Source organism: Streptomyces sp. NPDC008137 (assembly GCF_042957035.1).
In the GTDB taxonomy this organism is placed as follows: Bacteria; Actinomycetota; Actinomycetes; order Streptomycetales; family Streptomycetaceae; genus Streptomyces.
The window spans coordinates 103,682-117,735 of the sequence record NZ_JBIBHN010000017.1; the positions used below are offsets into that span (position 1 = coordinate 103,682).

Below are 14,054 nucleotides of genomic sequence, written 5' to 3' on the forward strand. Positions count from 1 at the left end.
CTTTCGACTCAGCCAACGGCACTTGAACTGCGCAACCGTGTCGAAAGCACCTACGCCTCTGTACGCCGTTCGGGTGGTACTCAAATCGCCTGTAGATGAACAAAACGGCTTCTGAAGCCGAGTTGAACGCCGGATGACGCGCGATTGTTACCGGCCGTTTTCAGCCCCATCGAGCGGGGGTCCGCTCATTTGGTTAATCTGGTCCGGACGGACAGCAGTACGGGGTCCTACCCACACCCACGGTCCGTCATGGGACAAGCCGGTTCACCACGGCCTCTCCCGTGAGTCGACCGGCGCCACCGCGTCCGAACTGCTTTTGACATCAAACCCATACGGGGCGTCAGGCGCAGCAGGACCGGCGCGTGCGTCCCGAGGGTGACCGACACATAAGGAGTGCGCGGTGACACCGGAGAAGACGAATCGAGATCAGCGCCCCAAGGAACGCGGCGAGCGCGCCGGCCGACGGGCCGACGAGCTCGGCAGCCTCGACGTGTGGGCCCGGTCGGCCCCGATCCGCCTCGCGGGCTACGAGGAGGACCTCGCGGAGCCCCACATCCTGCCCAGCGTCGACTGACCAAGGGCGCACCCCCTCCGACTTCGCCGAACGCATGGGCGTGCCAGACTCACGCCCATGCTGATCAGGGAAGCAACGGCTGACGACTGGCCGCGTATCTGGCCCTTCTGGCACCACATCGTCGCCGCGGGCGAGACCTACGCGTGGGACCCGGGTACCTCCGAGGAGGAGGCCCGGGTCCTGTGGATGAATCCCGCGAAACAGGTCTACGTCGTCGAGGACGACGGCGGCGTCGTCGTCGCCTCCGCGTATCTCACCCCCAACTACGGTGGCCCCGCCGCCCGTATCGCCAACGCCGGCTTCATGGTCGACCCCGGCCAGGGCGGCCGTGGTTACGGCCGGGCCCTCGCCGAACACCTCCTGACCGAAGCCAGGGCCGCCGGTTACCGGGGCATGGTGTTCAACGCCGTCGTCGAGACCAACCCGGCCGTGAAGCTGTGGACCGCCCTCGGCTTCACGATCCTCGGCACGGTGCCGGAAGCGTTCGACCATCCCCGGGACGGCCGGGTCGGACTGCACATCATGTACCGGGCGCTCTGAGTATCAGGGGCGGACGTACGGCCGGGTCATGATCTCCATGTTGTGGCCGTCCGGGTCGTCGAAGTAGGCGCCGCGGCCGCCGAAGAGGTCGTTGACGCGGCCGGGTTCGGTGTGGCTCGGGTCGGCGTAGTACGTGACTCCGAGCGTCTCCAGGCGGCCGATCATGGCGTCGAACCGCTCCTCGGGCACGAGGAAGGCGTAGTGCTGCCCCTGGATCGGCTCGTCGCGCTTCTCGTAGTAGTCGAGGGTCACGCCGTTGCCCAGGTCGACGGGCAGGAACGGTCCGAAGGGGGCGCCGACCTCCAGGCCCAGGACGGCCGCCAGGAACTCCGCCGACAACCGGCGGTCCGAGGCGAAGACGGCGGTGTGGTTGAGGTGGGCGACGGTGGTCGGCAGGGCGGGCGGCGTGTGCTGTGCGTGGGACATGAGTGGATTCGTCTCCGGGTTTCGGGATCCGTGGTGAAGCGCCGCAGCGGCGCGGGGAGCGGGGAAACGGAGACGAGGGGCGGGGCTCGCGCCCTCTCCGGCACTCGGACGGGGCCGGGCGGGGTCACCCCCGCCGCGCTCACGCCGAGGCCGGGCGCCTCACTCGTGTATGGCCTACGGCCGACCCGGCAGTCACCCGGCCGACTCTAGTCCACCGGCGCCGTGCGCGGCCACGGGATTCTTGCCTCCAACTGCTGGGCCAGGGACAGGAGTCGGGACTCCGTGCCGGGGCGTCCCACCAGTTGCACGGCACAGGGCGCGCCGGAGGGAAGGGTTCCGCAGGGGACGGACATGGCGGGCCATCCGGTCAGGTTCCACGCGGGCGTCTGCGGCGAGTAGTTCGTGTTCGCCAGCACATTGCGCAGCCAGCCCCGCTCGTGCCAGGGCGCGGCCCGCGGGGAGCGGCGGGCGAGCGCGGGGGTGAGCAGCACGTCGTACTCGGCGAAGAAGGGCTCCAGACGTCGGCGCAGTCGTTCGCGGCCCGTCCCGGCGCGTGCCGTGGCCACGAAGGGCCGGCCGAGTGCGGAGTGGACCCGGGTGCGGCGGGTGAGCAGTCGCCGGTCGAGGTGCCGGGCGTCCGCGGCCGTGCCCGCCGTCCAGTGGATCAGCGAGGTCAGGGGGAGCGACATCGGGTAGGGCGGGTCGGCGCGCCGGACCTGGTGGCCCGCCTTCATCAGCAACTCGGCCGCCTCCCGGGCGGCGGCGGTGTACGGCCGGCTGATCGTGACCCCGGCCAGCGGGCTGCGCAGCGACACGGCGACCCGGAGGGCGCCCGGCTCGGACCCGGGCCCGGGCTCGGTGCCCGCGAGGACCGAGAGCATCAGGCGGGCGTCCTCGACGGTCGTGGCGAGGGGCCCGTTCTCCGACATGCCGAACCAGTCGCTGTCCCCGACGCCTGTCGGGACCACCCCGTGTCCCGGCTTGATGGTGACGAGGCCGCAGTTGGCGGCGGGTATGCGCAGCGAGCCCATGCCGTCGTTGCCGAGGGCGATCGGCACCATCCCGGCGGCGACCGCGGCGGCGCTGCCGCCCGACGAACCGCCCGCGGAGCGCGTCGGATCCCAGGGGTTGCGGGAGGTGCCCAGCACGCCGTCCGTCGTGCCGAAGACACACAGTTCGGGGACGTTCGTCAGCCCCACCACCACCGCGCCCGCCGCCCGCAGCCGGGCCACCGTCACATGGTCCTCGGTCGCGGGGGTGTCGGGTGTGGCGGCCGAGCCGACGCGCCGGGACTCGCCGCGCACCGCGAGGTTGTCCTTGACCGCCACGGGCACCCCGGCCAGGGGCAGATCCGCGAAGTCGCCGCGCGCGGCCACCTCCTCGGCCTCGGCCAGTGCCGTCCCGGCGCGCACCGTGCGGAAGGCCCCGACCCGGCCGTCGAGCCGCTCGATCCGGTCGAGGTGCTCGGCGACCACCTCGCGCGGGGTGACCCGCTTCTCGCGGACGGCGGCGGATATCTCGGCGGCGGTGCGGCCGGCCCAACTGGTCACAGAGAACTCCTCGGAGGGGAGAGGGACGGGCTTACTGGCGAGTACGTAGGGAGAACTGTGCACCGGCAGGGGGCGCACGTCGAGGTCAACGGCCGGACACCGCCCCTCAGTGGGCCCCGTGCACCCTAGGACATCCGATCAATGGCTCAACTTTCACGCCTGCCCGCCCCATTGACAGCCGTCGACGCCAGCTCAATGATCAGACCTCCGATGAATGGGGAGCCGTATGACTGAGTGCGGAAGACGGCGAACATGGTGGCCCGGGGCCCTGGCGGCACTGGCGCTGCTCGTCACGGCGGCGCCGGGGACACCCGCGGTCGCGCGCGAGGAGCCGAGGACACCCGTCACGGTGCCCGCGCTCACCGACTGGTCCCCGGAACCCGGCAGTTACGCCTACGGCCGGGACACCCGGCTGGTGGCCGGCACCGGAGCCGAGCGCCGGGTCGCCGGGACGCTCGCCGCCGACCTCCGGGCGGCCGGTCAGGGCTCGGTCCGCGTCGTAGGGGGTGGAGCACGGCCCGGTGACATCGTTATCGACATCCAGCCCGGCAGCTCCTCGCTCGGCCCGGAGGGATACGAACTCCACGCGGGCCGACGGCTGTCGGTGACCGGCGCGACCGAGACCGGCGCCTTCTACGGCACCCGGACCCTCCTCCAGCTCCTCGCCCGGGGCGACCGGATCCCCGCCGGACGCACCGTCGACGTGCCCCGCTACAAGGAACGGGGCGTCGGCGTCTGCGCCTGCTACGTCCATGTCTCCCTGCCCTGGCTGGAGAATCTGGTGCGCGAGATGGCGTACCACAAGGTCAACCAGCTGCTTCTCGAGCTGAAGGTGAAGAGCGACGCCCACCCCGAGGCCAACACCTGGGGCTACTACACCAAGGACGAGATCCGCCGGCTGGTCGCCCTCGGCGAGAAGTACCACGTCGAGATCATTCCCGAGATCAACTCACCGGGCCACATGGACCCGTGGATCGAGAACCGTCCCGATCTCCAGCTCACCGACACGGACGGAACCAGGCAGCCGTCCCGGCTGGACATCACCCGCCCCGAGGCCTTCGCCTACTACAAGAGCCTGATGGACGAGTACGCCCAGGTCTTCCCCGGGCGGGACTGGCACATGGGCGCCGACGAGTACATGCTCGGCTCCGACTTCGCCAAGTACCCGCAGGTCCTCGCCTACGCGCGCGAGAGGTACGGCCCGAACGCAACCCCCCAGGACGCGTTCGTCGACTTCGTCAACCGCGTCCACGCCTACGCGACGTCCAAGGGCAAGCGGCTGCGCATCTGGAACGACGGGCTCACCGGCGCCAACACCGTACCGGTCGCGGCCGGTACGACGGTCGAGCACTGGCTGAACGTGGCGGTCGAGCCGAGCCGACTCATCGCCGAGGGCTATCCCTTGATGAACGCCGCCTACGCGCTCTACCTGGTCCGCGGCGGCTTCCACACCGACACCGCGGCGCTGTACGACCAGAGCTGGGACCCGCGCGCCTTCGAGGGCGAGACGCTCACCTCCAGCCGAGGCGTCACCGGGGCGAAGATCAGCCTCTGGCCCGACAACGGCCGCGGGGAGACCGAGAACGAGGTGGCCGTCGCCCTGTGGCCCGCACTGCGGCACATCGCGCAGGCCACCTGGGGCGACCCGCGTCCCGACGCCACGTACGACGGGTTCACCGCGCGCGCCACGGCGGTGGGCCACGCGCCCGGCTTCCGTGACCTGACCCGGGTGCCGGTCGCGGACGGGACGTACACGTTCCGGGCATCCGGCCGTTCGTTCACCGCCGCCGTCCGGCGCACGGCCGACGGCTATGTCACCCTGCGGACCCGGGACGGCTGTCTGGAGGTGCGGGGCGGGAAGCTCACGCTCAACGTTCCCCTCCAGCCGGGCGTCGAGGTGACGCCGCAGACCTGCGACCCCGCCTCCACCCTCCAGCGCTGGGAGCTGGAGCCGGCCGGCGGAGGCGGACACCGGCTCGTCAACGCCATCACCCGGATGACGGTGAGCGTGACGGACGACGGCCGGCTCGCGCAGTACCCACCCGACCAGCGCACCCCCGCCGTCTGGCAGCTGACCTGAGGAGTCGTCGCCATGGCCGTGTCCCGACGCGTGTTCGTCGCATCAGCCGCCGTCCTCGCCGCGACCGCCGGCATGACGGCACCCGCACTGGCGGCCCCGCCGGATCCCCGTCGCAGCCGCATCCCCGTCGGCCCCGACGACTCTCCGGAGGACCTGGTCCGCAAGGCCTCCCAAGTGCGCCCCACCGCAGGGCAGATCGCCTGGCAGCGCCTGGAACGCACCGCCTTCCTGCACTTCGGCGTGAACACCTTCACCGGCCTGGAATGGGGCACCGGCGACGAGGACCCCGACGTCTTCCAGCCGGCCGGCCTCGACACCGACCAGTGGGCCCGCGCCCTGCGAGACGGCGGCTTCAAGCTGGCCATCCTCACCGTCAAGCACCACGACGGATTCGTCCTCTACCCCTCCCGCTACACCGGCCACACGGTGGCGTCGAGCAGCTGGCGCGACGGCCGGGGCGATGTCCTGCGCGACTTCGCCGACTCCATGCGGCGGCACGGCATCAAGGTCGGCGTCTACATCTCGCCCGCCGACGAGAACCAGTACCTGCACGGCGTGTACGCCAACGGCAGCGCCCGCGCCGACCGCACCATTCCCACCCTCGCCGACGGGGACGACCGCACCCCGCCCCGCTCGTACACGCTCCCCGCCACCGACTACGGCGCCCATATGCTCAACCAGCTCTACGAGGTGCTCACCGAGTACGGCCCGGTCGACGAGGTGTGGTTCGACGGGGCCCAGGGGCGCATTCCGCCGGACAAGGTCGAGAAGTACGACTGGGACAGCTGGTACAGCCTCGTGCGCTCCCTCGCCCCGGACGCCGTCGTCGCCGTGACCGGGCCGGACGTCCGCTGGGTCGGCAACGAGGGCGGGCTGGCCCGGGAGGACGAGTGGAGCGTCGTCCCCGTCCAGGAGAAGGACTACGGGCGGACCGACTACGCCCTCTCCTACGACGCCCCCGACATGGGCAGCCGGGACGCGCTGCTCGCGGCCCGGCCGGTCGCCGACTACCTCCAGTGGTGGCCCGCCGAGTGCGATGTGTCGATCCGGGACGGCTGGTTCTACCACGCCGACCAGCGGCCCAAGAGTGTCGAGCAGCTGACGGACATCTACTTCCGCTCCGTCGGCCGGAACTCGGTGCTGCTCCTCAACATCCCGCCGGACACCGCCGGGTTGCTGCCCGCCGCCGATGTCACGCGCCTGCGGGAGTTCCGCGAGCGGATCGACCGCGAACTGCCCGAGGACCTGGCGCACGGCGCCCGGACCAGTACCGCGTCGGGCCGGGTCACCGTCGACCTCGGCCGGGAACGGGAGGTGGACCGGGTCCGGCTGGCGGAGGACATCCGGTACGGCCAGCAGGTGGAGGGTTTCGTGGTGGAGGCGTACCGCGACGGCGGCTGGACGGAGGTGGCCCGGGCGGGGGTCGTCGGCGCGAGCCGGATCCTGCTGCTGCCCGGCGCCGTGCGGGCCCGGCGGTGGCGGGTGCGGGTGACCGGGGCACGAGGGGCCGTACGGATCGCGGAGTTCGGGCTGTACCGGTCCCGGGTGTGAACGGGGTCAGCGCAGGTGGCGTGCGAAGAAGGCCTCGGTGACGTCCATCTCCGAGGCCCACCGCGGCCCGAAGGTGTGCCCCTCGCCGGCGACGGTGCGGAGTTCGACGTCCTTGCCCGCCTCCTCGAACGTGGCGGAGACCTCCCGTGACCAGGCGAGGGGGCAGGTGTCGTCGGCGGTGCCGTGCTGGATCAGCAGGGGCTCGCTCACGCGGTCGGCGTAGGTGAGGGGCGAGACGCCGCGCCAGAAGTCCGGGTCCTCCTCGGGGGTGCCGTGCTTCTCCTCGATCTCGGCCACGAGGGGGTCGCCGTCCGGCCGCTGGAACCGGTCGATGTTCTCCTGCGGGCGGGCGCTCACCGGCGCGTACGCCACGGCCGCGTCGAACAGACCGGGCGCCACGACCAGCGTGTTGTACACGACCCCGCCGCCCATCGACCGGCCGAACAGGCCGAGACGGTCGCCGTCGATCTCCGGGCGCCCCGAGTCGCGCAGGGCCAGGGCGGCGCCGATGACGTCCTCGGTGTAGCCGAGCCGCAGGTTCACGTCGTTGGCGGGATCCTTGTCGGAGCGGGCGTGGTTGCGGTAGTCGGTGTGCAGGACGACATAGCCGTCCCGGGCCAGGCGGTCCTGTTCGCGTGGCATGCCCTGGCCGCTGAAGTAGGCGTCCGGGTCGATGTACCCGTGCGCCAGCACCAGCGCCGGGAAGGGGCCCTCGCCCTCCGGGATGTTCATGATCCCGGAGATCGTCAGGCCGTTGGCCTCGTACGTCACGGCGTACCGGGTGTAGGCGGAGTTCCGGTCCAGCACGGCCCCGAGGCGCAGCCCGGAGCCGGTGTGCTCGCTCCGCATCAGGGCGGGGAGGGAGACGGGGTCGGCCGGGGAGGGTGTGCCGCGAGGTCGCTCGCTCGTGGCGGGGGCCGAGGTCGGAGCGGCCTTGGGCGCGCCTTCGTCCCCACCGCCGGTGCAGCCGATCGCGACGGTCAGCAGCAGTCCGGCGGCGGCCCAGGCGGTGCGCCGTAGCCGCATACCGCCCATTGTCGCCCCACCGGTCGGCAAGCGGCAGCCCTGTGGCGCTGGTGCCGGGCGGCGGCACGGGGGCCGCGTACCGATCGCGCGACGGGCCCGCCCGGCCGCGCTGCTGCGTGCCGCATCGGTATCCCCGCGCGGGGCGCGTGTCGACGCAGGGTTCGGTGAGGCCGCACTGGACGCCGAGGACCCGACCACCGGGGCCCGTGGTGCTTCGTGTCGTCCGACCGTCAGGACACTCGTGACGTCCGGGTACGACATCGAAGCCGACCGCGAGACCGTCGCCCCGGGCCGGACCGCCAACCTCCTCCAGCTCCACCCCGACTTCCCGAACATGGGGGACGCCTGGGACGTCGACGCGTCCTACCGCAACACGGTCACCGACCTCACCGACGCGGACGAGGTCGCCCCGGACGGGGCGGCGTGCGGATCGTACGGACCCTCGGCGCATCCCGCGTCACCCAGCTGCTGTCCCTCGCGCCGGGTGAGCGGCGGCTGACGGTGGACACGGAGGTCGACTGGCACGAGACGGAGAAGTTCCTCAAGCTCGCCTGCCCGCTCGACGTGCACGCCGAACGGTACGCCCCCGGGACCCAGTTCGGGCACTTCCACCGGCTCACCCACACCAACACCTCCTGGGAGGCCGCCAAGTTCGAGGCGTGCAACCACCGCTTCGTCCACCTGGAGGAACCCGGCTGGGGCGTCGCGCTCGTCAACGACTCGACGTACGGCCACGACGTGACCCGCACGGTCCGCTCCGACGGCGACGGCGGCACGACCACCACCGTCCGCGTCTCCCCGCTGCGCGCCCCGCGATTCCGACCCGGAGACCGACCAGGGCGTCCACCGCTTCCGGCACGCACTCGTACCGGGCGCGGGCATCGCCGACGCGGTGCGCGAGGGCTGGCGGATCAATGTGCCGGAGCGGCGGCTCACCGGTGCCGCGGAGGTGGCCCCGCTGGTGACGGCCGACCGGGAGGCGGTGGTCGTCACGGCGGTGAAGCTCGCCGACGACGGCAGCGGGGACGTCGTCGTCCGGTTCCACGAGGCCTTCGGCGGCCGGACCCGCGCCACCCTCACCGCCGGGTTCGAGGTCGCGGCTGTCTCGGTCACCGACCTGCTGAACCGGCCGCTGGCCGACGCGACGGCACCGGAGGTCCGGGACGGGCGGATCACGGTGCGGCTGCGCCCGTTCGAGCTGGTGACACTGCGGCCGCGGTGCGCCCGATAGTCGGTGACGCAGGTCACAACCGTCGATGTCACATCGTGGTGAGCCGCCGACTCATAGGGGTGTACGCGAAACGACAACGACAGAGGAGCTCACCATGAGCGCGCGTCTGGACGTCTTCGCCCTCCCCGGCGCCGGCAAGGTCATCAAGCAGTTCACCGCACTGGGGCGGCTGGTCGTGGAATCACCGCTGCCGGCCGCAACCCGGGAGCTGGTCTCGCTCCGCGTGAGCCAGATCAACGGATGCGCGGTCTGCGTCGACATGCACACCAAGGAGGCGGCCGCCGCGGGCGAGAGCTCCGTACGGCTCCATCTGGTCGCGGCCTGGCGGGAGGCCACGGTGTTCACCGAGGCCGAGCGGGCCGCGCTGGAACTGGCGGAGCAGGGCACGCGGATCGCGGACGGTGCCGGTGGCGTCCCGGACGAGGTCTGGGAGCGGGCCGCCAAGCACTACGACGAGGAGCAGCTCGCCGCCCTCGTGACCCTGATCGGCTTCATGAACACCGCCAACCGGCTGAACGTCATGCTCGAGCAGCCGGCGGGCGGCTATCAGGCCGGCCAGTTCAAGTAGCGGCGGAGCACCGGGCCCTGGGACCGTCCTAGGGCCCGAGCTGCGCTCGCAGCCACTCCTCCACCTCGCCCACGTGCGCGGCCGCAGCCGCGCGGGCCGCCTCCGGGTCGTGGGCGGCCAGGGCGCGGTGGATCGCGGCGTGTTCACGGCGGGTGCGTTCGAAGGCGCCCTCCTCCTGGTAGCCGCGCCAGACGCGGGCGCGGAACGTCCGGGAGGACAGGCCCTCCAGGATCGCGGCCATGGTCTCGTTGCCCGCCGCCGCCGCGATCTCCCGGTGGAAGGCCAGGTCGTGGGCGAGGATCTCCTCCGGATCGTCCGTGGCGTTCATCGCCGCCAGATGCTTCCCGACCTCGGCCAGTTGGTCGTCGGTGATCCGGGCGGCGGCCAGTGCGGTCGCCGTCGACTCCAGGATCCGCCGGATCTCCAGCAGCTCCACCAGACGCGGACCGCGTGACAGGTCCGCCACGACACCGAACGTCTCCAGCAGGTCCCCGGCCTCCAGCTGGGTGACGTAGATGCCCGACCCGTGCCGGGCCTCCAGGACGCCCAGCACCGTGAGCGCGCGGATCGCCTCGCGCATCGAGCTGCGGGAGATGCCCAGCTGTGCGGCCAGGTCACGCTCGGTCGGCAGCCGCTGGCCCGGCTCCAGCCGGCCCTCGCCGATCATCGCCTTGATCCGCTCGATGGCGCGCTGCGTCACGGTGCCCTTCTGCGGGGCCGTCTCGTCGTCCACGCCGTTCCTCCGATCACAGGCTCCGGCGCAGTCTAACCAGCGAGGTGGTCGGACCACTATGAGGTTCAGAGGGGAAAATGTGCCGCAGCAGGGTGTTCCGGCGGGGGAGTGGTCTGATAAGTATGCGGGCATCTGCTCGAACACCGGTCGATGGGAGCCCCCCGAGATGCCCGGAAGCACAGTGCGGAAGCGGAACAGGTCCCGGACGGTCGGCGCGGTGGCGCTGGCCGCCGGCGCCTCCCTGGTGCTCGCCGCCTGCGGCAGTACCAAGGACACCGGCGCCTCGGGTGCCGGCGGCGGCGACGGCAGCGGCAAGGTCGGGGTCGTCCTGCCCCTGCTGACCTCGCCGTTCTGGCAGTCGTACAACGACTACGTGCCGAAGATGGCGAAGTCCGAGGGCGTGGACGCGATGAAGACCGTCAACTCCAACAGCGACCCCTCGCAGCAGATCACCGACATCAACAACCAGCTCAACCAGGGCGTCGAGGGCCTGGTCGTCGCCCCGCTGGACAGCGCCGCCATCGAGGCGGGCCTCGACCAGGCCGAGCGCAAGGGCGTGCCGGTCGTCGCCGTCGACGTGGCGCCCGACAAGGGCAAGGTCGCGATGGTGGTCCGCGCGAACAACGTGGCGTACGGCGAGAAGGCCTGCCAGTACCTCGGCGAGCACATCACCTCCGGCAAGGTCGTGCAGATCATGGGCGACCTCGCCTCGGTCAACGGCCGCGACCGCTCCGAGGCGTTCCGCGCCTGCGTGAAGAAGAACTTCCCGAAGCTCAAGGTCCTGGAGATCCCCGCCAAGTGGGAGTCCGACGCGGCGGCCTCGAAGCTCGACACCCTCCTCAACGCCAACCCCGACATCAAGGGCATCTACATGCAGGCGGGCGGCGTCTACCTCGCGCCCACCCTCCAGACCCTCAAGTCCAAGGGAATGCTGAAGAAGGCCGGGCAGTCGGGCCACATCACCATCGTCTCGAACGACGGCATCCCGCAGGAGTTCGACGCGATCCGCAAGGGCGAGATCGACGCGACCGTCTCCCAGCCCGCCGACGCCTACGCCAAGTACGGCATGTACTACATCAAGGCGGCGATGCAGGGGAAGACGTTCAAGCCCGGCCCGACGGACCACGACTCGACGATCGTCAAGCTGCCCAGCGGCATCCTGGAGGACCAGCTGCCCGCGCCGCTGGTCACCAAGGACAACGTCGACGACCCCAAGCTCTGGGGCAACACGGTCACATGACGACGCCACTCGTTCAAGCACGGGACGTCGTCAAGCGGTACGGCCCCACCACGGCCCTCGCCGACGGCCGGCTCTCCGTCCTGCCGGGTGAGTCCCACGCCCTCGTCGGACGCAACGGTGCCGGAAAGTCGACCCTGGTCAGGGTCCTCACCGGCCTGGAAGCCCCCGACGAGGGCAGCGTCCGCTTCGACGGCGACCCCGCGCCCCCGCTCACCGACCGGGACGCCTGGCGCCGCAAGGTCGCCTGCGTCTACCAGCACCCGACGATCGTCCCCGAACTGACCGTCGCCGAGAACCTGTTCATCAACCGGCAGCCGCTCCGGCGCGGGTTCATCAGCTGGCGCCGGCTGAAGTCCGAGGCGGCCGGGCTCCTCGACACCTGGGACGTGCGCGTCGACCCGGAGGCCCGCACGGCCGATCTCAAGGTCGAGGACCGGCAGATGGTGGAGATCGCCCGGGCGCTGAGCTTCGGCGCCCGCTTCATCATCCTCGACGAACCCACCGCGCAGCTCGACAACCGGGAGATCGAGCGGCTGTTCACGCGCATGCGGGCTCTTCAGGCTTCGGGCGTCACCTTCCTGTTCATCTCGCACCACCTCCAGGAGGTGTACGAGGTCTGCCAGACCGTCACGGTCCTGCGCGACGCCCGTTGGATCACCACGGCGCCGGTCGCCGACCTTCCCCGCCAGGCCCTGGTGGAGGCCATGGCGGGGGAGACGATCGCCCAACAGACAGAGCGGCAAAGGGCCCAGGAAGCATCGGGCCCCGTCCTGCTCGACGTCAGCGGCCTCACCTCGGCCGCGTACGAGAACGTCGGCCTCACCGTCCGGCGCGGCGAGGTCGTCGGACTCGCCGGATCGAGCGCCAGCGGCAAGATCGAACTCGCCGAGTCGTTCACGGGCCTGCACACCCCCACGAGCGGGACGGCCCGGCTGGACGGACAGCCGCTGCCGTTCGGCGATGTCCGCAAGGCCTTGGAGGCCGGCGTCGGCTTCGTGCCCCGCGACCGGCACGAGCAGGGCCTGGTGTTCGGCATGTCCATCGGCGACAACGCCACCCTCAGCGTCCTGGACCGGCTCGGCCGCTACGGCTTCGTCGGCACCGAGCGCAGGCGCGATGTCGCCACCGCGCTGATCGAACGCCTCGACATCCACACGGCGGGCCCCGAGCAGCCGGTCTCCGACCTGTCCGGCGGCAACGCGCAGAAGGTCGTCATGGCCCGGGCCCTCGCCTCGGACCCGCGGCTCCTGGTCCTCGTCAACCCGACCGCGGGCGTCGACGTGAAGTCCAAGGAGTCCCTGCTCGCCCGTGTCGACACCGCCCGGGAGGACGGCACCGCCGTACTCGTCGTCTCCGACGAACTCGACGACCTCAGGCGCTGCGACCGGGTCCTCGTCCTCTTCCACGGCCGTGTCGTCGCCGAGCACCCGGCGGGCTGGCGCGACCACGAGCTCATCGCCTCCATCGAAGGAGTGGACCATGGCTGACACCAAGGCGGCCCCGCCGCTCGCGCCCGCGCGAGCCACCGACCCGCGCGCCGCCAAGGCCGTCCTGCTCCGCCGGGCCCGCGAACTCGCTCTGGTGCCCGCCCTGTTGCTGCTTCTGGTGCTCGGAGCGGTGGTCAACGACTCGTTCCTCACCGAGCGCAACATCGTCTCGATCCTCGGCGCCTCCGCCGCCCTCGCGATGGTCGTGCTCGCCGAGTCGCTCGTCCTGATCACCGGCAAGTTCGACCTGTCCCTCGAATCGGTCGTCGGTATCGCGCCCGCCGTGGGCGCGCTGCTCGTCCTGCCCGCCGCCCAGTCCGGCTGGGGCACCGAACTCCCCGCCGCCCTGGCCTTGGTGGCGATCCTCGTCGCGGGTGCGGCCGTCGGCGCCTTCAACGGCATCCTGGTCGTGAAGTTCAAGCTCAACGCGTTCATCGTGACGCTGGCGATGCTGATCGTGCTCCGCGGCCTGCTGGTCGGCGCGACCAAGGGCAAGACGCTGTTCGGGATGCCCGACAGCTTCTACGCGCTGGCGACCACCACCTTCCTCGGCGTCCCGCTGTCGGTGTGGCTCGCCGCGATCGCCTTCGCGACCGCCGGTCTCGTCCTGAAGTACCACCGGGTCGGGCGCGCCCTGTACGCCATCGGCGGCAACGCGGACGCCGCCCGGGCGGCGGGCATCCGGGTGGAGCGCGTCATGCTCGGCGTGTTCGTCGTCGCGGGCGTCCTCGCCGCGGTCGGCGGCATCATGCAGACCGGCTACGTCGGCGCGATCAGCGCCAACCAGGGCCAGAACATGATCTTCACGGTGTTCGCGGCCGCGGTGATCGGCGGCATCGCCCTCGACGGCGGCAAGGGCACCATGTTCGGCGCCCTGACCGGCGTACTCCTTCTGGGTGTCGTGCAGAACCTGCTCACCCTCGCGCAGGTGCCGTCGTTCTGGATCCAGGCCATCTACGGGGGGATCATCCTGGTCGCCCTCATGATCGCCCGGGTCACCACCGGCCGGGCCCAGGACTGACGCCCCCGCCCCCTGCAACCGAAAGGC

Annotated in this window: 12 protein-coding genes and 1 pseudogene; 9 read left to right on the forward strand and 4 right to left on the reverse strand. The window is 71.5% G+C overall.

Translation table 11 applies throughout. From position 1 onward, the window contains the following. Nucleotides 1-400: 400 nt before the first annotated feature. Complete coding sequence (locus tag ACFZBT_RS25055) at nucleotides 401-574, forward strand: hypothetical protein (protein ID WP_189722517.1); 174 nt, start codon at nucleotides 401-403, stop codon at nucleotides 572-574. A 57-nt stretch (nucleotides 575-631) separates the two neighbouring features. Next, on the forward strand, nucleotides 632-1,114 hold the full coding sequence (locus ACFZBT_RS25060) for a GNAT family N-acetyltransferase (protein WP_391107266.1): 483 nt from the start codon (nucleotides 632-634) through the stop codon (nucleotides 1,112-1,114). A 3-nt stretch (nucleotides 1,115-1,117) separates the two neighbouring features. On the opposite strand, the gene ACFZBT_RS25065 is transcribed toward ACFZBT_RS25060, so the two are convergent. Both ACFZBT_RS25065 and ACFZBT_RS25070 read right to left on the reverse strand, forming a co-directional pair. Then, complete coding sequence (locus tag ACFZBT_RS25065) at nucleotides 1,118-1,540, reverse strand: VOC family protein (RefSeq protein WP_391107269.1); 423 nt, start codon at nucleotides 1,538-1,540, stop codon at nucleotides 1,118-1,120. Nucleotides 1,541-1,746: 206 nt separating this feature from the next. Then, nucleotides 1,747-3,090 (reverse strand): amidase family protein, encoded by a 1,344-nt coding sequence (locus tag ACFZBT_RS25070; protein WP_391107272.1) that lies wholly within the window; start codon nucleotides 3,088-3,090, stop codon nucleotides 1,747-1,749. A gap of 226 nt (nucleotides 3,091-3,316) precedes the next feature. On the opposite strand from ACFZBT_RS25070, the gene ACFZBT_RS25075 reads away from it, so the two are divergent. Beyond that, entirely contained in the window at nucleotides 3,317-5,170 is a 1,854-nt protein-coding gene (locus ACFZBT_RS25075; protein WP_391107274.1) for a family 20 glycosylhydrolase, read from the forward strand. Nucleotides 5,171-5,182: 12 nt separating this feature from the next. Further along, a complete protein-coding gene (locus ACFZBT_RS25080) occupies nucleotides 5,183-6,721 on the forward strand; it encodes an alpha-L-fucosidase (RefSeq protein ID WP_391107276.1) in 1,539 nt (512 codons plus the stop codon). A gap of 6 nt (nucleotides 6,722-6,727) precedes the next feature. On the opposite strand, the gene ACFZBT_RS25085 is transcribed toward ACFZBT_RS25080, so the two are convergent. Next, complete coding sequence (locus ACFZBT_RS25085) at nucleotides 6,728-7,747, reverse strand: alpha/beta fold hydrolase (protein ID WP_391107279.1); 1,020 nt, start codon at nucleotides 7,745-7,747, stop codon at nucleotides 6,728-6,730. A gap of 232 nt (nucleotides 7,748-7,979) precedes the next feature. Here ACFZBT_RS25085 and ACFZBT_RS25090 point away from each other — a divergent pair. Together ACFZBT_RS25090 and ACFZBT_RS25095 are read left to right on the forward strand one after the other, a co-directional pair. Further along, nucleotides 7,980-8,978: pseudogene (locus tag ACFZBT_RS25090) on the forward strand (glycoside hydrolase family 38 C-terminal domain-containing protein); the annotation flags it as partial. Nucleotides 8,979-9,072: 94 nt separating this feature from the next. Beyond that, on the forward strand, nucleotides 9,073-9,546 hold the full coding sequence (locus ACFZBT_RS25095; RefSeq protein ID WP_391107282.1) for a carboxymuconolactone decarboxylase family protein: 474 nt from the start codon (nucleotides 9,073-9,075) through the stop codon (nucleotides 9,544-9,546). A 28-nt stretch (nucleotides 9,547-9,574) separates the two neighbouring features. Here the strand turns inward: ACFZBT_RS25095 and ACFZBT_RS25100 are convergent, their stop codons facing one another. Further along, nucleotides 9,575-10,279, reverse strand: a complete 705-nt coding sequence (locus tag ACFZBT_RS25100) for an FCD domain-containing protein (RefSeq protein ID WP_391107285.1) — start codon at nucleotides 10,277-10,279, stop codon at nucleotides 9,575-9,577. 166 nt (nucleotides 10,280-10,445) lie between these two features. Between ACFZBT_RS25100 and ACFZBT_RS25105 the strand changes: the two genes are divergently transcribed. Genes ACFZBT_RS25105 through ACFZBT_RS25115 form a run of 3 tightly spaced genes read left to right on the forward strand, consistent with a single transcriptional unit; the run spans nucleotide 10,446 to nucleotide 14,027 of the window. Further along, nucleotides 10,446-11,519: a substrate-binding domain-containing protein gene (locus ACFZBT_RS25105; protein ID WP_391107288.1), complete on the forward strand. Its 1,074-nt coding sequence runs from the start codon at nucleotides 10,446-10,448 to the stop codon at nucleotides 11,517-11,519. Then, nucleotides 11,516-13,006, forward strand: a complete 1,491-nt coding sequence (locus tag ACFZBT_RS25110; RefSeq protein ID WP_391107291.1) for an ATP-binding cassette domain-containing protein — start codon at nucleotides 11,516-11,518, stop codon at nucleotides 13,004-13,006. The genes ACFZBT_RS25105 and ACFZBT_RS25110 overlap by 4 nt, the downstream gene beginning before the upstream one ends. Next, on the forward strand, nucleotides 12,999-14,027 hold the full coding sequence (locus ACFZBT_RS25115) for an ABC transporter permease (RefSeq protein ID WP_391107295.1): 1,029 nt from the start codon (nucleotides 12,999-13,001) through the stop codon (nucleotides 14,025-14,027). The genes ACFZBT_RS25110 and ACFZBT_RS25115 overlap by 8 nt, the downstream gene beginning before the upstream one ends. Nucleotides 14,028-14,054: the final 27 nt, after the last annotated feature.

Excerpts from the sequence above, each read along its gene's own strand:
- ACFZBT_RS25060 (WP_391107266.1), top strand. The coding sequence starts at position 632 with ATGCTGATCAGGGAAGCAACGGCTGACGACTGGCCGCGTATCTGGCCC.
- ACFZBT_RS25065 (WP_391107269.1), bottom strand. The coding sequence starts at position 1,540 with ATGTCCCACGCACAGCACACGCCGCCCGCCCTGCCGACCACCGTCGCC.
- ACFZBT_RS25075 (WP_391107274.1), top strand. The coding sequence starts at position 3,317 with ATGACTGAGTGCGGAAGACGGCGAACATGGTGGCCCGGGGCCCTGGCG.
- ACFZBT_RS25080 (WP_391107276.1), top strand. The coding sequence starts at position 5,183 with ATGGCCGTGTCCCGACGCGTGTTCGTCGCATCAGCCGCCGTCCTCGCC.
- ACFZBT_RS25085 (WP_391107279.1), bottom strand. The coding sequence starts at position 7,747 with ATGCGGCTACGGCGCACCGCCTGGGCCGCCGCCGGACTGCTGCTGACC.
- ACFZBT_RS25095 (WP_391107282.1), top strand. The coding sequence starts at position 9,073 with ATGAGCGCGCGTCTGGACGTCTTCGCCCTCCCCGGCGCCGGCAAGGTC.
- ACFZBT_RS25105 (WP_391107288.1), top strand. The coding sequence starts at position 10,446 with ATGCCCGGAAGCACAGTGCGGAAGCGGAACAGGTCCCGGACGGTCGGC.
- ACFZBT_RS25110 (WP_391107291.1), top strand. The coding sequence starts at position 11,516 with ATGACGACGCCACTCGTTCAAGCACGGGACGTCGTCAAGCGGTACGGC.
- ACFZBT_RS25115 (WP_391107295.1), top strand. The coding sequence starts at position 12,999 with ATGGCTGACACCAAGGCGGCCCCGCCGCTCGCGCCCGCGCGAGCCACC.